Consider the following 21,321-nt stretch of genomic DNA (forward strand, 5'->3'; position numbering starts at 1 on the left):
CGTTGATGAAGAAGTCAGCGACCTTACCCTCCACGCACGATTGCGCGATGCGCCAGAGGCACGCCTTGAGGTTCAGTCGGTGCACGTCCCCTAACAAACAGGCGTGCCAATTTGTCCACGCTGCCTAACTACGTAGTTAATTCTCCGCTTCGAGGGTCAAATCCAGCACCTGCTTTTCGGAGCGAAGGAGTGATGCCAGCTTGTCGTATGCAACATCCTGGACCGCAACCCTGTCGTCGATTGCAATGTCCGCGGCAGCAGCGGCCGATTGGCCCAAGATCATGAACACGGGTTCCATCCGTATCGATCCGTAAGCGATGTGCGATGCCGACAATGCCACCGGAACCAGAAGGTTGGGCGCCTCCCCACGCTTCGGAACGATCGCATCATAGCTGATCGGGTAGGCGCGTCCCGGACTGACTTCGATATTGCCCTCGTTACGGACATGGCCATTGGCATCAACAATGCGCTGCACATTGTGCGAATCCATGTTGTACGAGCCCATGCCAATCGGTCGTGGCGTCGGTTTGCTGCCCCGCAGATGCGGTTCGGCCATCACGAAGTCCGACACCATCCGTCGTGCTTCCCGGACATAGAATTCTCTCGGCCAGCCGCCACTGGTTACGAATTCATCCCTGCACAGCCCCCAGCGCGACATTTCCGCCCGCGTTTCCGCCGGCACGCTCGGGTCGTTGGCCATGAAGTAGAACAGCCCCTGCTGGTAGGTGACATGTTCGCGGATAATCCGGGCCCGTTCGGCATCGCTGCCCAGCGGATAGCCGTAGTTCATGCCGATATTGTCGGTGGAAAACGCGCCAAAATTATTGGTGTCCGTCTTCCCGTTGGGGATGCGATCGAACTTGCCGAAGAAATTGCGATAGCCAGCGTCCATGTACCGTTTGAGCAACGCATATTGCCCCGGATCGTAGCCGGCAGGCTTCGGCAACGGCAGGCGGTTCGCCGGAACGTCGGTCATACAGAGGCGAAAGGTATAGGCCTGGATCTTGTCATCCGCCGTTCCATCGGCGGCGGGCGTTGCAGCGCTGATGCGAGGCAGCAGGCCGCTGCTCGGGTCTCCCTTGATGCGATAGGGATCGATCGGCAGCGTGAACTGGTGATTCGTGGTGTTCTTCAGTTGCACCCCGTTCAGCGTTTCGCCGTACCGGCTGTTCGCTTCGCGGCCCGTCGTGAAACTCACGCCGGACAGGCCCATCAGGTCGCCTTCATAAGTCGCGTCGATGAAAACCTCGCCTGCGAAGCGCCGGCCACTCTTCGACGTGAACGCGACGATCCGCTGCCCCTTGCGCTCCACACCCTGCGCATCGCGGCGGAGCGGCTGGTTGCGTACGACATCGACCCCGGCGTCGCGCACCCAGTCCTCGAAAATCTTCTCCGCAACCTTCGGCTCGAACATCCACATCGCCCCGTCATCGGCGAAATTCTCCGACCCGGCCTTGGGCGGCTTGGAATGGATCCAGACTGCTGGGTTGTCGTAATGGCGTTTTACCTTTCGATAAAAGTCGAGCGCCAATCCGCCGATCGCGCGATGATTGCCGGTATCCGACCATCCAAGCCCGTTCGTGGTCATCCCGCCCAGATAATTCCCCGTGCAGACCAGCAGCACGCCGCGGTTCAGTCGCCGCGCCTCGATCGCGGCGACGACCCCAGCCGACGTACAGCCGTAGATGACGATGTCGGCACGCTGTGGTGCGGGACGGGCATCCAACGTTGGCGCGACGAACAGTGCCGGTACGAGCGTGAGCAGCGTGGCCTTGATTTTCATGATGCGCGTTCCTGTCGGTGGACGTCAAAAGGCGGCGGCGATGCCGAAGAAGATGCGGCGATCCTCGCGCGTCGTGAGCGAAAGCCGTTCGGGCGTCTGCAGATACTGGCCGGCGATCTCCTTGGTCAGGTTGATCGCATCGACGGTCAGGCGCACGTTACGAGTGAGGTTGATCTGCGCCGAGGCATCGAGCTGGCCACGCCCGATCGAATAGGCGTTGCCGCCGCTGGCAGCCGATTGCACCGTGCTCAGGAACGCGCTGCGATAGGTGTATGCCGCGCGTAGTGACACACCCTTATCCTCATAATAGCCAATCAGTGTGTAGCTGTCGCGCGACAGGCCGGGCAGCGGCAGGCGCGCGCCAGTGATCGAGTCGACCAACGGAGTGCTGCTGTCGACGAACGTGTAGTTCGCCTGCACGCCCAGGTTGCGCAGGATGCCAGGCAGAAAGCGTAGCGCATGCTGGTACGCGAGTTCGAACCCCTGGATTGTGCCGTTCGCGCCGTTGGTCGGCTGGCTGATATCGAACAGACCGAAGCGTTCGGAAAAGCCGGGCACGAACTCGCGGGTCACCGTTACGACCGTGAAGGAATTGACGTTCTTCCGAAAGATTGCGCCGGTAATCGAACTGGCCGGCGCAAAATACCATTCCAGTGTCGCATCATATTGCGTCGCTTCGAACGGGCGCAGGCTAGGGTTGCCGCGTGATCCGGTGAAGGCCACGGTATTCGGCACGAAGCTGGTGCTCACTTCGCCCAGGCTCGGACGGGCAACCACCTTTGCGGCGGCAAGACGGAGCGTCAGGTCGTTGGTCAGGTTGACCGCCATATTGGCACTGGGAAGGAGATAGTTGAACTCGGCCTTCGACGGGTTTCTTTGCGTTGCCGAAAGGTATCCGGTCGATTCTCGCAGCGTCGTTATGTAGCGCAGACCGGCATTGCCGGTAACGACGACACCGCCGAACTCGGTTTCGCCGTTGACCTTGCCATAGAAACCCAGTGTGTCCTGAGTCACGTCCTTGACCGACGTCGGACCCACGGTGATCCCCGACCCGAAGGGTGTCGGCCGAACCAGTCCGAGCGAAGCGCGTGCCGCGTTCTTGTCTATGCTGCCGCCCAGCAGGTTGCGGGGGAATTCACCGGGCACCCCGGGATAGAAGGTACCGTAACGCTGGTCATAGGTGACGCCGCCCAGTTCATCGATCGTGATGATCCCGTCGCCATTGCGATCGCCCCTGCCCAGCAACGCCGCCGCGACCGGGAGATTCTGCGGGTCGGCGGTGAACAGGTCGACCTTTTCGTAGCGGAAACCCGCTTGTACCGAGGAGAGCGGCCCCCAATCCGTCCTGTAGGTCCAGTCGACACGCCCTTCATAGCCGACATTGCTGGTGTTGGTGTCCGCGTCGAATACCGACAGCAACTGATAGTTTGTCGGATCGTCTCGATTGAAGTTGGATGTGAGCGACAGGTTGGGAAAGGCGTTCCCCGGCCGGAAATCGTAGCTGGCGTCGACGGTCCGCCCCGCGCGCGGTACGATGACATAGGTGAACGACGCGCCCGGAAAGCCGTCGCTCCCCTCTCCCTTGCTGTACGACAGGTCGAAGGTCACCTGACCGCGCCCTTCCTCCCATTTGCCGGACATGCCCAGGGTCGTGGACTTGAGGTCCGTCGGCTCGTCGTAGATCAATGGACGAAGTGTAACGCCGCGGAAGGTGCCAGCCACGACCGTCCCGTTTTGGTTCGCGACCGCACCGACGTCGTTGTTGTTGAGCAGTATCTGGTAATTAACCGAATTGCGCTGCCGCTTGAGATGATTGAACGTACCGTCGAGGATGAGTTCGAGATTGTCGGTCGGCTTGAACTGCATCGTGCCATTGACGGTCAGCCGTTGCTCCGCCCGGTCGTAGATCCGCGCCATCAGCCGATTGGGACGAAACAGATTGGCATCGTCGATGCCGTCGCCATTCCCGTCGATGGCGTTGGTCCGCGTCCATCCGCCCGATTCGAACGAATAGCCAAGCGTCTTGGTATCTTGATAGGCAACGCTGGCCAGAACGCCGAACCGATCGCCGAAATTCTTGGAAATCAGTCCGGAGGTCCGATAGCCGACATGGTTCGCCTGATCGGCATAGGCGCCTTGGATGCGGCCGGCGGCAACGAAATCCTTCAGCGCCAACGGCCGCTTGGTCCGCAGGTTCACCGTTGCGCCCAACGCCCCTTCAGGCATATCCGCCGTAGGCGATTTCGTGACGACGATGCTGGACAGGATTTCGGGACTGATCGCCTCCAGGGCGGCACCGCCACCATTGCTCGGCCCGATGAAGGTCCGGCCGTTGATTTCCAATCGGTTCTGCGAAATGCCGCGCACCGTGAAGGTCGACCCGTCCCCCTCGCGGCGGCCGATCTGGACACCCGTCACACGGCTCAGGCTTTCAGCAACATTCTGATCGGGCAATTTCCCGATATCCTGCGCACTGATGACGTCGACGATCGACGCCGCCGACCGCTTGACGTTAATCGATTCCTGCACGGACTGGCGAATCCCCGTGACGACGATATCTTCCGCCGGAGGCTCGTCCGGTACGAAGCCAGCGCCGCCGGCAGGCGCCGATCCGTCCTGGAGAGGCGCGAAAGACGCCGTGGTCGACGTTATCGACACAGGTTCGCGCCGCCGCAATACCACCGCGTTACCCACGCGTGCCGGCACCAGATCGGTCCCGGCCAGCAAGGTGCGCAGCGCAGTATCGACTTCCATCGTGCCTTGCACACGATTGGTCCGCAGCCTCTCGACCGCTGGCGCGCCGACCAATATCTGGATGCCCGCCTGATGGGCAAACATCGGGATGCCTGAGCTGGCGGATTGCGCCGGCACGTCAAACCGACGGGTCTGTGCCAGGGCGGAGCCGGCGCCTCCGATGCTTGCGACGATTGCCGCACCGCTTGCCCACTGCCGGAATCGCGCCTTACCCATCCCTGTCCTCCCCCATGACGCCATTTTCGGCGTTCGATAGATAAGAGGCCGGCGTGGCCGCTTTCCGTCAGTCCCGCTCGCGAATTCTACGCCGCAGCGAAATGCTGCCGCTGGTAACCGTGACGGAAACATCGTGCGAAGCAGCGAGAGTGGCAGCGAAGTCGGCCGGCTTGTCGATCTGGAACAGCCCGACCAACCGTTCTTCGCCAAGCGTGGGATCGTCGATCACGAGTTGCTGGCGATTGTAGCGGTTGAACTGCGTTACGGCATGCGCCAGCGTTTCATTCTCCAGCGCGATCTCGCCGTTACGCCATGCCAGCGTCCGCTCGACTGCCGCCGGTGCCGTCGTCACCTTCGGCGGTGATGCAGCGTCCGGGAAATAGGCCTGTTGTCCCGCTTTCAACAGAGTGACCGCGCCGCTGGCACTGGCGGCCCACGCCGCGACGACGCCCTCCGTCACATGGATGCGGACACCATCATCCTCGCGCTCGACGGAAAAGGCGGTACCGACCGCTCGAGCCTGCGCGATGCCGGCGTCGACGACGAAGGGACGCTTGCGGTCCTTGGCAACCTGAAACCATGCCTCGCCCCGATCCAGCACGATCCTGCGATCGGCCTGTCCGAAGATGACACGCAATTCGCTTTCCGTGTTGATCGTCGCGACCGATCCGTCCCGAAGTGGCAATCGGCGAATTTCGCCACGGCGCGTCGTCACCTGCTCGCCCGCCAGAATCGACCAGCCGATCGTACCGACTGCCGTCGCGGCGATCGCGCCTCCCGCCCCGACAAACAGACGGCGACGGCTGAACCGGGTGTCGCCGTGATTCTTTTCGACATCAGCCGGAACCAGAGCGCGATCGACAGCAGCAAGCGCGGCCATCGCTCGCAGCAACTGCCCCGGATGACGAGGGTCGAGCGCCAGCCAACGTTGCAGGGCGTCTTCCTCGTCCGGGCCCAACGGATGGCGCAGCGCCCACCGGGCCGCCTCGTCCTCAGCGGCGTCGAACATGGACTGGCTCCGGAAGGTTCATATCGGGCACTCCGCCCAGATGTTTCAGTATCGCACGCAATCCGCGACTGGCGTCGTTTTCCACGACCGCTTCGGATACGCCCAGTGTCTCGGCAATGGCCTTCTGGCTCAGTCCCTCGACCTTGCGCATGATGAAGATGCGCTGCGCCCGCTCGGAAAGCGTTGCCAGCGCAGCGCGGACCCGTTCGAGTTCCTGCCGAGCAGCGACCGCACGTTCGGGAGAGGCCGCATCGCTGACCGGTTCTGCGTCGGCATCTTCCGGCAGCGGCTCGAAACGGACGATACGCGCCTGACGACGCTGACGATGCAGCAGGTGGCGCGCCATCGTGAACAGATAGGCTCGCGGTGCGAGGATATGCGACACGTCCTGCAATTTCGCCAACTGGCAATAGCATTCCTGCACGATGTCCTCCGCATCGTCGGCGGCGAACACCCGCGACCGCAGCCAGACCCGAAGGTCTCGCTCATGCGGCAGGATTTCACGTCCAACCCACTGCGCCAATGCTACGCGTTCCGTCTCGTCTCTCCCTTCCGGCTATATGAGCGCCGAGCCAATGTTTTCCTTCAAGGATGACGAGATTTTGCTGCCGTCGAGCAATCGGGTAAGCCTACTCTGTCCGATCTGTGCAGCTGGTCGCAACAGGCACCCGCTCCCGAAGGTCCTGTGACAGCACTCGCGGCATATGTGCCGGCCTCCTGACCCGGCTCCGAGCCTGAATCAGAAAACCGCGCCCGTGTGAATCCTCGACGATTCAAAAAAGGCCGGAAACCGCTCTAGGGCACGCTTGCGATCAGACGCGCATCGCCGCCACGAACGCCTGGAAAGCAGCAGTCGGTTGGCGGCGGCTCGGATAATAGAGGTGGTTCGGCGCCAATATGGGCGCCCAGCCAGCGAGCACTTCGACCAGCGTCCCGTCTGCCAGTGCCTGTGCAGCGTGCGGCAGCGGCAGGCAAGTCACGCCCAGCCCTGCCACCGCAGCGTCGCGCATCACGTCGATATCGTTGGTGATGAAGTCGCCGCGGACCGAGCGTTCCACCGTCCGGCCGTCCCGCTCGAATTCCCATCGGTGTACGACACCGGACGACGTGTACCGGTAACACAGGCACCGATGCGCAGAGAGATCGTCGGGACCTGTCGGTGCGGGATGGTCGGCAAGGTAGGTCGGGGCGGCAACGAAGACGAGTGGCACCGTCGCGCTGATCTGCACCGATATCATGTCGGCCTGCAGCGTCTGCGCGTGCCGTACCCCGCAGTCGAAACGGTCCGCGACGATGTCGACGAACCCGTCGTCGACCACCAGCTCAACCGCGATGTCGGGATAGTTGAGCGCAAAGTCGGCCAGTCGCGGCAGGATGGCGTAGAGCGCCGCGACCCGGTGCGCGCTGACCCGGATCCGCCCCGCCGGTCGTTCCCGGGCATTGTCCAGGTCGGCCAGCGCGTCCGCGACCGAAGCGATCGCCGGCCTCAACCGCGCCAGCAGTTCCTCACCTGCAAGCGTCGGCGCCAGCGACCGCGTGGTACGGTCGAGCAGCCGGACGCCCAGTTTCGTTTCGAGCGACCGCATCGCATGGCTCAAAGCCGAGGCGGACAATCCAAGCCGCGTCGCCGCTCGCGCGAAGCTGCCGGCCTCGACGATCGTCTCGAACACCGCCAGACCGGACCAGAGATCGCGATCCATTCCTGAACATCCTTCAGCAACCCATGCGCCGCAGATGATCTAATCCTCGCGCCGTCCGGCGTCCATCTGCAGACAACACACTGCAGGATGCGATCATGAAACTCGACACCTATCGCCCGCTCGGCCGCTCCGGCCTTCTCGTCAGCCCGCTGGCACTCGGTACGATGACCTTCGGCACGCCGCGATGGGGGTTGGACGAGCGCGGAAGCCGCGCGGTGTTCGATCGGTACACTGATCTTGGCGGCAATTTCATCGACACCGCCGACGTCTATGCAGGCGGGCGATCGGAAGAGATGATCGGTAGTTTTGTCGCCGCGCAATCGTCGCGCGATCGGCTGGTGATCGCGACGAAATCGGGGTTTGCGACCGGCCGCAGCTATCATGCAGGCGGCAATGGCGCGCGCCACCTGCTGGCGTCCGTCGACGGATCGCTCCGCCGACTCCGGACGGACTTCATCGACCTGTACTGGGTACATGTCTGGGACGGCATCACCCCGCCCGGGGAATTGCTTCGGACGATGACCGCGCTCGTCGCAGCGGGCAAGATCCGCTACTGGGGCATATCCAACACTCCGGCCTGGTACGTCGCCGAACTCGCGACGCTGGCGCGGGTCCAGGGCGATCCGGCGCCGATCGGCCTGCAATATTTCTATTCGCTGGTCGAACGCGGAGTCGAAGCTGAGCACCTGCCGCTCGCGCGGTCGGCGGGTATGGGTCTCGTGCCCTGGAGCCCCCTCGCCTATGGCCTGCTCACCGGCAAATACGACCGCGCGACCGTCGAGGCAGGTCCGAAGCGCGCGGGCGGCGTCCCCAACCAAGCCGGGCAGGACGATACGGCGCGGCCCGCCAACGACAAGCGGCTCGATGGCGACAATCCGTTCGGCGACACGCTGTTCACCGAGCGCAACTGGCAGATCCTCGACGAACTGAAACGCGTCGCCGCAGAGGTTGACGAGACACCGGCGCGGGTCGCGCTATCGTGGGTGATCGGACAGCCTGGCGTCACATCGACGCTGATGGGCGTGAGTCGAGCGGAGCAGGTAACCGACAATGTCGCCGCCCTTGGCCTTACCCTGTCGCCCGATCACCATGCGGCGCTCGATGCGGTGAGCGGTGGCAACCTTTCGTTTCTATACGGCCTGTTCGCCCCCGCCATGCGCAACCAGGTCGTCTTCGGCGGCGGAGACGTTCGAAGCTGAACCGTCATTCTGGAGCCGCTCGCCAAAAACGAAATCTGCGCGCGGTCGGCTGGACTGTCGAAACGTTCCCCGGTTTCGACTGGGCGACGACCGTCGATGAACAGGTTCGTCGCCAGCGCAATGGCAAGCTGCATGATCTGCCACGCAACGGGATCGAGGGTTTGCGGGCAAAAAAGACGATGAAGAGCTTCTGCTGCTTTTCCGCCCTATACCCTCAGGTGCGACCGTGAAGGCTGCTTACTACAGCGCGCCCATGGCAGGGCGCTCGCCCGACCAAGTGCGAGCACAACTCGTTCAGCGTTACGCAACACCCGGCTTCGCGTCGCCACCGCAATCTCCAATAAACATGAATTAGTGCGCGCCCGGCGAGAATTGCCGATCTGCTCTCGCCAGAGCAAAGCCAGCCTTACATGCCGAAGAGGACGCCTATCACAAGCTGAAAATCGATCTGCTGGAATGGCTTGAGATCGAGCAGGCGTGGGACGCAAACGTCCAAGGCGTCGCAACTGGCGGGCTGCCCTCCAAATCCTCGTTCTAAAAGCGATCTGCAGATCGCCCGTAGCGAAAAGACGGGGCGGCGCTGTCCGCCGCCCCGTCTACGCGTCATGCTGCGGCGGACACCTGTTCCCATCCGTTGCGGAATGCGACCCGCTCACGCGATCGTCACAACATGCGCCCCTGCCGCCTGCTGCTCGAACCGGGTACGCCGCCCGGTAAAACGCTCGATCACCATCGCCGCCGTGCGGGCGTGCTCGCTCGGCTTGACGGTGGTGAACATGCCGCCGCCCGCCAGAGCCATCGGCAGCAGCAACTGGTCGGCGAGATACGGCCCAGCAAAGGCATCGCACGCCAGATAGCCGCGCATCCGCCCGACCGCCGTCTTCGCGACCCGCTCCGCCGTCACGCCCAGTTGCGCGAAACCACTGACGATCTCGGTAACATGCTCGAACCGGGCCTCCAGCAGCAGGATGTTGCCCGGCCCCTGATCGACCGGCAATTCCCGCATGAAGCATTCGCGCTCCGACCAGTCGAACGCCTTGCGGGCAAAAGCGATCTCGCGTTCGGCGATCGACATGAGTAGCCCGGCGAACAAGGCGCAGGCCGACACGCCCAGCGCCCCTCCCCGCGTCAGGCACTCGATCGGCTGGAGCGGACCGGGGGTGATATCCGCCTCTATCCGCCCGCCGCCACGCGGGTAGAAACCATGCCGGATCAGCCGCACCTCCACCTGCCCGCCCATCCGCCGGACGATCGGCAAGAAGCTGCGCTCGATGAACTCGAACGGCGGGGCCAGCATGTTGTGGGTCCCGCCCTCCAGCACCAGCCGCGACGGACCGTCGGCGAGCAGCAGCGGCATCAGCACCGTCTGCAACACCAGCCCCGTCGATCCCGCCGTTCCGACCGAAAAGCGATACTCCCCGGCCGTCACCCGGCCGGGACGGAAGGTCAGGTCGGACGATCCGACGACCAGCCCCTCGCAGGTAGCGCCACCGATCGCACACGCCGCCTCGATCGCCGTGACGTGCTGGCGCATCAACCCCGGCTTCGACCGCCTGGCGCGGACATTGGTGATGCGGACCGGCTCTCCCGTGACGAGCGACAGCGCGCATGCGTTGCGCACCACCTGTCCCCCGCCCTCGCCTTCCGCTCCATCGATTTCGATCATGTGTTCACCAAATGCAAAAATAGCGCCTCCGCCCGCTCGCGGGAGCGCGGATCGACGGGGCCACCCCGCACCTCGTCGACGCGGGTCAGTTCGTCGCGGATCAGCGCGTCGAGCGCAGGGATGCGCGCGGTATTGCTCCGCTCGTTGCTCCGTCGCTTCGCCGCCACCAGCGCGGCGATGTCGTCCATAAGGCCGTCCGACAGGTCCACGGCATCGACCAGCGATTGCAGATCCATCGGTGGACGGCGTCCACCCTCACGCCGCAACCACCGGATCGCGAGCGCCGGACGCAGCGCGTAGAAATACTTCTTCACCGGCACTGCGCCATCACCGTCCAGCCACCGATCGGCTGCGTTTCGCCCCAGACTCGCGTAATGATAGGCCATCGACCGGGCATCGATCACCCCGTCAGCCAAGGCTGCGAGGTCGCTGACGATCTCGTCGTCGGCGCGGTAGCGGATCGGGCTTTCAATCCACTCGCTGACCACGGCGTTCGACTTCAGCAACAGGCCCAGCGCCTTGCGGATGTCCCAGCCGCTCAGATCGATGTCATCGACGATCGGCGCCTCGATCACGTCGCGGCCGGGCGTCAGCGACAGATACCAGTCGCGCGGCCGGACATAGATGAACCGCACATCGTAATCGCTGTCGGGCGAGGGAAAGCCCCACGCCCGCGAACCGGACTCGACCGTGAGCAGCAGGCGCACGCCCTCCTTCGCTTCGACGACGGCCAGTCGGCTCTCGATGTCGCTACGGATCGCTGGGGCAATCGCGTTTTTATGCAGGATCGTCATCAGATATTCCTCGAGCGGCGGCGGGATGGATGAGGCGGCGGAAACGCCACCTCAGCCCTTCACGCACACCACCTGTTTCAGCGTGTGGACGATCTCGACCAGATCGGCCTGCGCGGCCATCACGGCTTCGATCGGCTTGTAGGCCTTGGGCGTCTCGTCGATCACGCCTTCGTCCTTGCGGCACTCGACGCCGGCGGTGTCGGCGATATGCTCGTCGAGCGTCACCAGCTTCTTGGCGGCCGTTCGGCTCATCACCCGGCCTGCGCCATGGCTGCAGCTATCGAACGAGTCCGGGTTGCCTAGGCCACGGACGATGAACGACTTGGCGCCCATCGATCCGGGGATGATCCCCATCACGCCCTTCGCCGCGCGCACCGCGCCCTTGCGGGTCACCAGCACGTTCTCGCCGAAGTGGTTTTCGCGCGTGACGTAATTGTGGTGGCAATTGACCGCCTCCAATTCCGCCTCGAACGGCTTGGCGATGACCTTGCGCAGGGCGGCGATGACGTTGGTCATCATCATCCGCCGGTTGAGCGCCGCATAATCCTGCGCCCAGCCGACCGCCTCGACATAATCGTCGAAATGGTCGGTCCCTTCCGGGAAGTACGCCAAATCCTCATCGGGCAGGTTCAGGTGCCATTTGCGCATGTCCTGCTTGGCCAGCTCGATGAAGAAGGTGCCGATCGCGTTGCCGACGCCACGCGAACCCGAATGCAGCATCACCCACACCCGCGCTTCTTCATCGAGGCACAGCTCGATAAAATGGTTGCCGGTGCCCAGCGTCCCCAGATGTACGAGATTGTTCGTGTTCTTGAGCCGCGGGTGCTTCTCGCAGATCCGGTCGAAGCGCTGGACGAGCGTCGCCCAGGCCGAGACGATCGCGGGCGGCGGCGAGCCCCAACTTCCATTGTCGCGCTTGCCCCTGCCGACGCTGCGGCCATGCGGCACCGCCTGCTCGATCGCCGAGCGGACGCCCTCCAGATGGTCGGGCAGGTCGCTTGCCATCAGTGAGGTCCGCGCCGCCATCATGCCGCAGCCGATATCGACCCCGACCGCCGCCGGGATCACCGCGCCCTTGGTCGGGATCACCGACCCCACCGTCGCACCGATGCCGACATGGACATCGGGCATGGCGGCGACATGCTTGAAGATGAACGGCATCTGCGCCGCCTTGGCCAGCTGCGCCCGCGCGCCGTCCTCGACCGGCACGCCACGCGTCCAGGCCTTGATCGGCACGCCGCCGGGGACGTCGGTGTATTCGTAAGCGGTGGCGGTCATCGTCTAACTCCTCGGACTTACCTTTGAGGCGGCCGGCCTATTCCGGCCGCCTCTGCCGCGTGTCGGACCGTTCGATACCATGCGACCCGACGAGCATTGCATTGCGAGGGACGTGCCAATTGCCGCAAGCCGACTATAAAACTCACCTAATCATTTGACAGAACACAATTTTTTACAAAATGAAGCGGGAGGTTCAGGAAGCCCCACTGTAATGAGATGCGATCGACATGGATCGATATTTATCTTATGGTATCGCCATGCGTCCAACCGTCGTCATCGGCTTCCTCGGCTCCACCCTCGATGCGAGCAAGTTCGGCCCGTCGCGCTGGTCGAAGTGGCGACCGACGGTCGGCCTGACGATGCACGAGGACCTGCGGGTCGACCAGCTGGTCCTGCTGCACGGCTCCCAGCATCAGCGGCTCGCGCACTACGTGGCAGAGGATATCGCCTCGGTGTCGCCGGAAACGCAGGTCAGGCCACACATTCTCGATTTCGCCGACCCATGGGATTTCGAGGAGGTCTATGGAAAGCTGCTCGACTTCGCGCGGGCCTATCCGTTCGATCCGGATGCGGCGGACTATCTCGTCCACATCACGACCGGCACGCACGTCGCGCAAATCTGCCTCTTCCTGCTGACCGAGGCGCATTATCTGCCGGGTCGCCTGCTTCAGACACAGCCTGCCCGTGGGTCTGGCGGCGTCGCAGGGGGGTGGAGCATCATCGACCTCGACCTGTCGCGCTACGACAGCATCGCCACGCGCTTCGCCGCCGACAGCGCCGAGAGCACCAGCTTCCTGAAATCCGGCATCGACACGCGCAACGCCGCCTTCAACGCGATGATCGACGAGATCGAGCAGGTAGCCGTTCGCAGCCGCGCGCCCCTGCTGCTGATGGGACCGACCGGCGCGGGCAAGAGCCAGCTCGCCCGGCGCATCTACGAACTGAAGCGGGTCAAGCGACAGGTGAAGGGGGCGCTGGTCGAGGTGAACTGCGCAACGCTGAAGGGTGACAGCGCGATGTCGGCCCTGTTCGGCCACCGCAAGGGCGCCTTCACCGGCGCCGCTGCGGACCGTGCCGGGCTGCTGCGCACGGCGGACACCGGCGTGCTGTTCCTCGACGAGATCGGCGAACTCGGCCTGGACGAACAGGCGATGATCCTGCGCGCGATCGAGGACAAGCGGTTCCTGCCGGTGGGTGCCGATCGCGAAGTCGACAGCGACTTCCAACTGATCGCCGGCACCAACCGCGACCTTGCCGCCTGCGTAGCGGCGGGGACGTTCCGCGACGACCTGTATGCGCGGCTGAACCTTTGGACCTTCGCGCTGCCCGGCTTGGCCAAGCGCCGCGAGGATATCGCGCCCAACCTGGACTATGAGCTCGATCGCCACGCCGAGCGCGAGGGCGACCGCATCACCTTCAACAAGGAAGCCCGCGACCGCTATCTTACTTTCGCGACCAGTGCCGAGGCACGCTGGCCCGGCAACTTCCGCGACCTTGCCGCCAGCGTCACCCGCATGGCGACCTTCAGTCCGTCGGGACGGATCAACGTCGACTGCGTCACCGCCGAGATCGCGCGGCTCAAGCGACTTTGGGCGGGCGGGGCGGACGCGCTCGATGTACTCGCCGATCTGCTGTCACCCGAGCAGTTGGACGCGCTGGACCCGTTCGATCGGGTCCAGTTGGCCCATGTGGTGGAGACCTGTCGCGAGAGCCGCTCGCTGTCCGAAGCCGGCCGCACCCTGTTCGCCGCATCGCGCCGTCAGCGCACCTCGACCAACGACGCCGATCGCCTGCGAAAATATCTGGCGCGGTTCGATCTGAGCTGGACCGACGTGATGGGCGATCGCTGACCCTGTAGGATACGGGACGGCCGATGCCGCCCCGTGCCGCTCAGGCCGCCGCTGTGCCCCTGCTCCAACCCGTGCGGAAAGCGCTGATCTCGTCCGCCCAGAGTCAATGGGCCGTATCCACGAGATCGGGATGCTCACCGGCCCGTCCGCTCGGCAGGTGCTGTCGCGCCAACACGCAGAGGTGGACATGCTGTCGGGCGGTGCTCAGTCCGTCACCGGGCACGTGCCACTCGCCTAGCGAGAGCACGATGAGGCACCGTCGCGTGCCGCACGGGTTCCGACACGGCGGGCGATTCCGTTTGGACCATCGGTCGCTTGATCACATTTGCCGATGGTGATTCCGCGGGAACAGCCTCGACCGGGTTAGCGGGCACCTTGTCCTTCGTACCTTGAACCTGATGCTTCGTCGGGACGGGCGATTGCGACGGAGTAACGGCCGCAGCTGCCGGTGGGGCAACTCGCTCAGGGAGAGCATGATCTGGTTGCGGACGCGACGGCTGCCATAGTTGACGGAGAGCTGATCGAACCATTTGTCGAGCTTGACGATGTCCGCCTTGGTAACACGCCACATCGGCGTGCCGGGCGGCAACGACTTCTGCGGCAGCACGGCAGCCCAGCGGATCTGGCGCAAAGTCCGTTCGCCGACGCTGTCCTTCTCACGCTTGCCGCCCTTGCGATGCTACAGCAGTCGGGGCGTCGTGGCGATGATCCGCTCCGCTGCCTCGGTCGGGGTGCAATGCAGCCAGTCGTCCGCCACCGCTGGTGCGGCACCGACCGGCGCCGGATGAACGCCAGCGACCGGAATGGGGAACGGTGCCGGTGTAGGCGTGGCCGTACTGCCAGGCGCCACCGCCCTGGGGTGGCCGCACCTCGCAGCTGCGCCTCTGCGGCGGCATAGACATCGCGGTACGCCGGATAGAGGGCTAGCTCCAGCATCCAGCGCAGCCGGTCATCGACCGCGAAACCGGCGGCGGCAAGATGGCGATCGATCTCGTCCTGCCGGATCGGGTCGATGCCGCGCTCCTCCCGCATGGCGATGATCCTGCGCAGGTCGGCGATCCGCTGCGCTCCAGCCCTCCGCCTGCAACTTTCGCTCTTCGGCCGGCAGGAAGGACATGCGACCGCCCTGGTTCTTCAGCCGCTCGAAATAGTCGACGAACGCCAGATTGGCGGCCGAGTGGTTCTCGACATCGTACGGCGTCGATCGCTGCAGGGTGCAGACCTCCGCCAGACGCTCCTCGTACATCGCCTTGGCGATCGCTTGGAGTTCCTGCTCGGTGATATCGGTCTTCTGCTTGGCCCGCCTGTCGAGCATCTCCAGCACCCTCGGCGTCACCGCCGTGAGCGCCGCCCCCATATTGCGCGCTGCCTTCCGGTCGGGGTCCGCAGCGACAGCCGGACATCTAGGATGCCATTATCCAATAATCGGTGAATTCGGCGCCACCAGAAAATGTGTCCGCGCCGGTAAACGTGTTGAAGACAGTCCAAAACCGCGGCCTTCCCGGCCAGCGCATTGGCACAATCCGATGCACAATCGTTCCGTCTCACGAGCGAGAAGCCAGCGAGATCAAGTCCTTAGGTGCGAATTGGCTGGGGCGGCAGGATTCGAACCTACGAATGCCGGTACCAAAAACCGGTGCCTTACCGCTTGGCGACGCCCCAGCAGCCGCGCGGTGGCGCGGTGGAGGGGAGGCACTAGGAGGAACCAGCGGGATTCGCAATGGCTTTCCGCGCCGACATCGTCGGGAAACCTGTCGGCTCTGGGTCGTTGAGGACGGGCATTGTCCAGGAAGGAACATCCATGTCGACCAAGAGCCCAGCCGAAATCCGTGACGCCATGTGGAAGGCGATGGCGGCGAGCCCCTATGTGATGCTGGGCCTGACCGGCAAGCAGCAGCATAGCGAGCCGATGTACGCGGTGCTGGACGAAGATGCCCATAGCGAATTCTGGTTCTACACCAAGCGCGACAATCGCGCCGCATCGGGCGGTCCGGCGATGGTGCAGTTCGTTGCCAAGGGGCACGACCTGTTCGCCTGCATCGCGGGCACGCTGACCGAGGAAACCGATCCGGCGATCATCGACAAATACTGGTCGAAGCAGGTGGAGGCCTGGTACGAACAGGGCCGACAGGACCCGTCGCTGCTGATGCTGCGCTTCAAGCTGGACGATGCCGAAGTGTGGGAAACCGACCAGTCGCTGCTCGGCAAGCTGAAGATGTTCACCGGCCAGACGATCAAGGGCGGGGACGAAGCCGGCAGCCACGCCGTCGTCGACGTCTGAACCGAAAAAGGGCGGGGGTTCGCGCCCCCGCCCCTTTTTCCCTTGAACCGATCCGGCGGTCGATCAACCGTCGTGACGGGCAATCCATTGCTCCAGCACCGGCGCGATACGGGTCCGCCATTTCGAGCCGTTGAAGATGCCGTAATGGCCGACTTCCGAAGCCATGTGATAGTGCTTCCGTTCCTCGGGCAACGCCGTCGCCAGCGTCAGCGCGGCGCGGGTCTGACCCAGGCCAGAGATATCGTCGCGTTCGCCCTCGATGGCGAGGATGGCGGTATCGGTAATCGCACCCGGATCGACCGCACGCCCGCGATGCTTCATCGTACCCTCGGGCAGGGCATGGGTCTGGAACACCAGGTCGATCGTCTGAAGATAGAATTCGGCGGTCATGTCGCACACCGCGCGATATTCGTCATAGAAGCGCTGCGTCGAACCGGCCCCTTCGCCGTCGCCCTGCACCAGATGCTTGAACATCTCCCAGTGCGAAATCATGTGGCTGCCCAGATTCATGCTCATGAATCCGGCGAGCTGCAGGAAGCCCGGATAGACGCGGCGGCCGGCCCCCGGATAGGTCATCGGCACGGTCGCGATCACATTCTGCTCGAACCAGGCATGCGGCCGTTCGGTCGCCAGCGTGTTGACGGCAGTCGGCGCCTCGCGCGTGTCGATCGGCCCGCCCATCATCGTCAGCGTCCGCGGACGGTTGGGATGCTTGTCGGCCCCCATCAGCGCGGTGGCTGCATAGACCGGGACCGAAGGCTGGCACACCGCCAGCACATGCGAGCGCGCATCGCCCGCCTCCCCCATCTTTTCAAGGAAGGCGACGACATAGTCGATATAGTCGTCGAGGTCGAAACGACCGTCCGCCACCGGCACCAGCTTCGCGTCGCGCCAGTCGGTGATGTACACATCGGCGCTGGGCAGCATCCGTTCGACCGTACCGCGCAGCAGCGTCGCATAATGGCCGCTCATCGGCGCGACGATCAGCAGCTTCGGTCCGCCCTCCACGCCTTCGCGGACGAAGCGCTTGAGCTGTCCGAACGGACGGCGCAGCACGATCTCTTCACGCACCGCCACCGGCTTGCCGTCGATCGTCGTACTGGTGAGGCCGAAGGCCGGCTTGCCACGCGGCGCGGCGGCATGGGCGAACACCTGCAATGCCGATCCCAACACCGGGCCGCCGCCGAAATAGGCGAAGGGATTGCTCGGATTCTGTAACAGCCCCGCGCTGAAATTCGCCATCGCGCTGGCCCCGGCGAGCAGCGAGCGTTGCCATTCATAAGCGTCGTACAACATGGGCATCCCCGGACCTTTTCTGACGGGAACTACCCGTACCAGTGAAAATATAGCGATTCGTTGCCATCGGCAACGCTTCGAAGGTCGTAGCTCGAACCTGTCCCGGAGCTGAAAGCACATGGGCGGACACCGATCGCATCCTTCGATACGTTGAAGCAACGAAGCGGGCCGGAGGTTCCCTTTGCGGTTGCCCGCTACTGGCGCTAGGCAGCGGACCATGGCCGACACGCCCCCCGCCCCCGATCGTGCGAAGATGCTGCCGGCGCTCCGGCTGATCTGGCGCTTCACCTTTCGCTACAAGCTGCAACTGGCGGGCGCGCTGCTGTCGCTCGTCACCGCCGCCATCGCGACGCTGTGGATTCCGCGCACCTTTCAGAAGGTGGTCGACAACGGCTTTGCCGAAGGAGCGAGCGTCAACGAGATCGGCGTCTATTTCGAGGGGCTGCTGGGGGTCGTCGTCGTACTGGCGATCGCGACGGCGGGACGTTTCTATTTCGTGTCATGGCTGGGGGAGCGGACCGTCGCCGACCTGCGCATGGCGGTGCATCGCAACCTGCTGACCCTGTCGCCCGGCTGGTTCGAGGAGAACCGCCCGTCGGAAATCGCCTCCCGCCTGACCGCCGATACCGCCATCGTCGAAGGGATCGTCAGCACCACCGTGTCGGTCGCGCTGCGCAACCTGCTGGTGGGCGTCGGCGGGGTGATCTACCTGTTCAGCCTGCAGCCCAAGCTGACGCTGTACCTGATCGTCGGCATCCCCGTCATCGTGTTCCCGATCATGTGGCTGGGCGGGCGGGTGCGCAAATTGTCGCGTTCCAGCCAGGATCGCATCGCCGATATCGGATCGGTCGCGTCGGAAACGCTGGGCGCGATGAAGATTGTCCAGGCGTTCGGACAGGAGCGGCGCGAGGGTGAGCGGTTCGAAGCCGCCGTCGATCGCGGCTTCGCCACCGCCAAGAAGCGGTTCGCGACGCGGGCGATCATGACCGCCTTCGTCATCGGCATGTTGTTCGCCGCGATCACCCTCATCATGTGGGACGCGGTCAGCGACGTGGCGGCGGGGCGGACCACCGGCGGGGCGATCACCGCCTTCGTGCTGACTGCCGCTTTGGTCACGGGGTCGTTCGGTGCGCTGACCGAAGTCTATGGCGACCTGCTGCGCGCGTCGGGTGCCGCCGGGCGGCTCGCCGACCTGCTGGCGCAGCGCCCGGTCATCGCCGCACCCGCCAGCCCGGTCGTACTGCCCGAACCGGCACGGGGCGCGGTAGCCTTCGACGGGGTCACGTTCCACTATCCGACCCGGCCGGACGTGGCGGCGCTGTCCGACTTCACGCTGGCGGTGACGCCCGGTGAAACGGTGGCGGTGGTGGGGCCGTCCGGCGCGGGCAAGTCGACGCTGTTCCAGTTGATCCAGCGCTTCTACGACCCAGAAGCCGGCGTGATCGCGGTCGATGGCGTCGACGTCCGTGACGCCGATCCGGCGGCGGTGCGCGCGCGCATCGCGATGGTGCCGCAGGAAACGGTGATCTTCGCCGCGTCGGCCCGCGACAATCTGCGCTATGGTCGCTGGGACGCGAGCGATGAGCAGCTCTGGGCCGCCGCCGACGCTGCCAATGCCAGCGCGTTCCTGCGCGAACTACCCGAGGGGCTCGACACCTATCTCGGCGAAGGCGGCGCGCGCCTGTCGGGCGGGCAGCGGCAGCGGGTGGCGATCGCCCGAGCGCTGCTGCGCGACGCGCCGATCCTGTTGCTCGACGAAGCGACCTCCGCGCTGGATGCGGAAAGCGAGCGGCTGGTGCAGGACGCGCTCGACCGGCTGATGGCGAACCGCACGACATTGGTGATCGCCCACCGCCTGGCGACGGTACGCGCCGCATCGCGGATCATCGTGATGGAGCAGGGGCGGATCGTCGAAAGCGGGCGTCACGCGGAGTTGATCGCGCAGGGCGGGCTGTATGCGCGGCTGGCGAACCTGCAGTTTCACGAAGGGGGTTGAGGGAAACTTCAACCAGCAACCCGTTCGGTTCGAGCAGCTTCGAGCTTGTCGAGAAGCGTCCGTCGAGAACTCCCCGCCTGGGGCAACCCCTTCTCGACTTCGGTTCTCGACAGGCTCGAACGTGCGCTCGAAGCGAACGGGGTCAGGGAGTTGGCGATAGGGAAGCGCGCGCCTCAAGCCACCGCCGATACCAACTCGCTCGCCCGACCCTGCAACTGGCGGCTGAGCCCAGACAGCCCGTCGACCAGCCGCGCCAGCATCCCCGCCCGGTCGCCGATACTGTCGGCCGCCGTCGCGATGGCGCCAGCGCGGGCGTCGATGTCGGCGCCGGCGCCGCGGGCTTCCTCGACCCGTTCGGCGATCGCCTGCGTAGTATCGCGCTCGGCCGCGACGGCGGTGCCGATGGTGGTGGTGATCTGACCGATCGCGGCGATCGCACTCTGCACGGCCATCTGCCCGTGCCCGACATCGCCGAGCAGCGCATGCACCGCATCCACCCGCCGCGCGATATCGCCGGCCGCCGTCTCGGTCTGGCGCGCCAGCGACTTCACCTCGCCCGCGACCACCGCGAAGCCGGTGCCCGCCGCCCCGGCGCGCGCCGCCTCTATCCCGGCGTTCAGCGCCAGGAAATTAGTCTGTTTGGCAAGGCCGCGGATCAATGCCAGCATCGCTTCGATCGTGGTGGCAACTTCGGAGAGCGACTGGACCTGTGTCCCGGTGCGCTCGACCGCCGCGCTGGCCTGTTCGCGCAGGCGTAGCGCCTCGCCCGCGTCGCGGGTGATGCGCTCGATCGACAGCGCCAACGCCCGACCACGCTGTTCGAGGTCGACCATGCCGACCGCGGTCTGATGCGCTGCCGAGGCGACCGATGCGGCGCTGTCATGGGTGGCGGTCGCGCGCTGGTCCAGCTCGGCGGCGACCCGCCCGATCGCGGTACAAGCGGTGCCGATATCGGCTGCCAGCGCCTTGATCCCTGCCTCGAATGCATTGGCGGCGCTATGGACTCGCTGCGACCGGGCGCGGGCCAGCGCCGACTCGTCGCCATGCCACCGGCTCGCCATGCGCAACAGCTGGACCGGATCGAGCAGCGCGAAGAAGGCACCCTGCTGCGTCAGGACCACGCCATTGTCGCCGTGCAGCGCCAGCAGGTCGGGCAACGGCGTATCATGGTCGGCGAGGGTGGCGGGCCGGATCAGCTGCGCCATGCCGCTCCCGAAGCTGGGGTTGCGCAACAGCGCGTGGCCAAACGGATTAAACAGCAGTTCGCGCACATCGACTTCACGCAGCAGGCCCACCGGCCGCCGCCGGTCGTCCAGCACCGCCAGCAACCGCAGGTCGTGATGACGCCGAAATCGATCGACGACATCGACCAGGGTCGCGTCATGACGGATCGTCAGATGCTCGGCCATCACGGCCGGATCGAGGCGAGAAGGCGGTGCCATTACCGCCCAAGCGTTAGGCTCGGAGGGTAAAGCAGCACCTAACCGGGCGTGACAGTC

General features: G+C 64.7%; 16 protein-coding genes and 1 tRNA gene. 5 read left to right on the forward strand and 12 right to left on the reverse strand.

Features of this window, described 5'->3' with window-relative positions; genetic code table 11:
• Positions 1-136: 136 nt before the first annotated feature.
• The 5 genes from MF609_RS07110 to MF609_RS07130 form a co-directional block, all read right to left on the reverse strand.
• The gene (locus MF609_RS07110; RefSeq protein WP_242415625.1) at positions 137-1,783 is read right to left on the reverse strand and encodes an FAD-dependent oxidoreductase; all 1,647 of its coding nucleotides are present in this window, start codon (positions 1,781-1,783) and stop codon (positions 137-139) included.
• Positions 1,784-1,807: 24 nt separating this feature from the next.
• Positions 1,808-4,621 (reverse strand): TonB-dependent receptor, encoded by a 2,814-nt coding sequence (locus MF609_RS07115; RefSeq protein WP_242415626.1) that lies wholly within the window; start codon positions 4,619-4,621, stop codon positions 1,808-1,810.
• A gap of 199 nt (positions 4,622-4,820) precedes the next feature.
• A complete protein-coding gene (locus tag MF609_RS07120) occupies positions 4,821-5,762 on the reverse strand; it encodes a FecR family protein (protein WP_242415627.1) in 942 nt (313 codons plus the stop codon).
• Complete coding sequence (locus MF609_RS07125; protein ID WP_242415628.1) at positions 5,746-6,285, reverse strand: RNA polymerase sigma factor; 540 nt, start codon at positions 6,283-6,285, stop codon at positions 5,746-5,748. The genes MF609_RS07120 and MF609_RS07125 overlap by 17 nt, the downstream gene beginning before the upstream one ends.
• 289 nt (positions 6,286-6,574) lie before the next feature.
• Positions 6,575-7,462, reverse strand: a complete 888-nt coding sequence (locus MF609_RS07130) for a LysR family transcriptional regulator (RefSeq protein WP_242415629.1) — start codon at positions 7,460-7,462, stop codon at positions 6,575-6,577.
• A 95-nt stretch (positions 7,463-7,557) separates the two neighbouring features.
• Between MF609_RS07130 and MF609_RS07135 the strand changes: the two genes are divergently transcribed.
• A complete protein-coding gene (locus MF609_RS07135) occupies positions 7,558-8,661 on the forward strand; it encodes an aldo/keto reductase (RefSeq protein WP_242415630.1) in 1,104 nt (367 codons plus the stop codon).
• Positions 8,662-9,313: 652 nt separating this feature from the next.
• On the opposite strand, the gene rtcA is transcribed toward MF609_RS07135, so the two are convergent.
• Genes rtcA through MF609_RS07150 form a run of 3 tightly spaced genes read right to left on the reverse strand, consistent with a single transcriptional unit; the run spans position 9,314 to position 12,399 of the window.
• The gene (gene rtcA / locus MF609_RS07140) at positions 9,314-10,327 is read right to left on the reverse strand and encodes an RNA 3'-terminal phosphate cyclase (protein ID WP_242415631.1); all 1,014 of its coding nucleotides are present in this window, start codon (positions 10,325-10,327) and stop codon (positions 9,314-9,316) included.
• Positions 10,324-11,121, reverse strand: a complete 798-nt coding sequence (locus MF609_RS07145; protein WP_242415632.1) for a nucleotidyltransferase domain-containing protein — start codon at positions 11,119-11,121, stop codon at positions 10,324-10,326. The genes rtcA and MF609_RS07145 overlap by 4 nt, the downstream gene beginning before the upstream one ends.
• A 51-nt stretch (positions 11,122-11,172) precedes the next feature.
• Entirely contained in the window at positions 11,173-12,399 is a 1,227-nt protein-coding gene (locus tag MF609_RS07150) for an RtcB family protein (RefSeq protein WP_242415633.1), read from the reverse strand.
• A 257-nt stretch (positions 12,400-12,656) separates the two neighbouring features.
• Between MF609_RS07150 and rtcR the strand changes: the two genes are divergently transcribed.
• Both rtcR and MF609_RS07160 read left to right on the forward strand, forming a co-directional pair.
• Positions 12,657-14,249, forward strand: coding sequence for an RNA repair transcriptional activator RtcR (rtcR, locus tag MF609_RS07155; protein ID WP_242415634.1), 1,593 nt, complete (start codon positions 12,657-12,659; stop codon positions 14,247-14,249).
• Between the two features lie 545 nt (positions 14,250-14,794).
• Entirely contained in the window at positions 14,795-15,037 is a 243-nt protein-coding gene (locus tag MF609_RS07160) for a hypothetical protein (protein ID WP_242415635.1), read from the forward strand.
• A 161-nt stretch (positions 15,038-15,198) separates the two neighbouring features.
• On the opposite strand, the gene MF609_RS07165 is transcribed toward MF609_RS07160, so the two are convergent.
• Both MF609_RS07165 and MF609_RS07170 read right to left on the reverse strand, forming a co-directional pair.
• A complete protein-coding gene (locus MF609_RS07165) occupies positions 15,199-15,606 on the reverse strand; it encodes a hypothetical protein (protein WP_242415636.1) in 408 nt (135 codons plus the stop codon).
• Between the two features lie 230 nt (positions 15,607-15,836).
• A tRNA-Gln gene (locus MF609_RS07170) sits at positions 15,837-15,911 on the reverse strand.
• A 139-nt stretch (positions 15,912-16,050) separates the two neighbouring features.
• Here MF609_RS07170 and MF609_RS07175 point away from each other — a divergent pair.
• Entirely contained in the window at positions 16,051-16,530 is a 480-nt protein-coding gene (locus MF609_RS07175; RefSeq protein ID WP_242415637.1) for a pyridoxamine 5'-phosphate oxidase family protein, read from the forward strand.
• Between the two features lie 63 nt (positions 16,531-16,593).
• On the opposite strand, the gene MF609_RS07180 is transcribed toward MF609_RS07175, so the two are convergent.
• On the reverse strand, positions 16,594-17,826 hold the full coding sequence (locus MF609_RS07180; RefSeq protein WP_242415638.1) for a polyhydroxyalkanoate depolymerase: 1,233 nt from the start codon (positions 17,824-17,826) through the stop codon (positions 16,594-16,596).
• 217 nt (positions 17,827-18,043) lie between these two features.
• Here MF609_RS07180 and MF609_RS07185 point away from each other — a divergent pair, with 217 nt between their 5' ends.
• Positions 18,044-19,822, forward strand: coding sequence for an ABC transporter transmembrane domain-containing protein (locus MF609_RS07185; RefSeq protein WP_242415639.1), 1,779 nt, complete (start codon positions 18,044-18,046; stop codon positions 19,820-19,822).
• A 173-nt stretch (positions 19,823-19,995) separates the two neighbouring features.
• Here the strand turns inward: MF609_RS07185 and MF609_RS07190 are convergent, their stop codons facing one another.
• Positions 19,996-21,264 carry a methyl-accepting chemotaxis protein gene (locus MF609_RS07190; RefSeq protein WP_242415640.1) on the reverse strand — a complete coding sequence of 423 codons (1,269 nt, stop codon included), beginning with the start codon at positions 21,262-21,264 and terminating at the stop codon, positions 19,996-19,998.
• Between the last annotated feature and the right edge of the window lie 57 nt (positions 21,265-21,321).

The organism is Sphingomonas panni, assembly GCF_022664435.1.
Lineage (GTDB): Bacteria > Pseudomonadota > Alphaproteobacteria > Sphingomonadales > Sphingomonadaceae > Sphingomonas > Sphingomonas panni.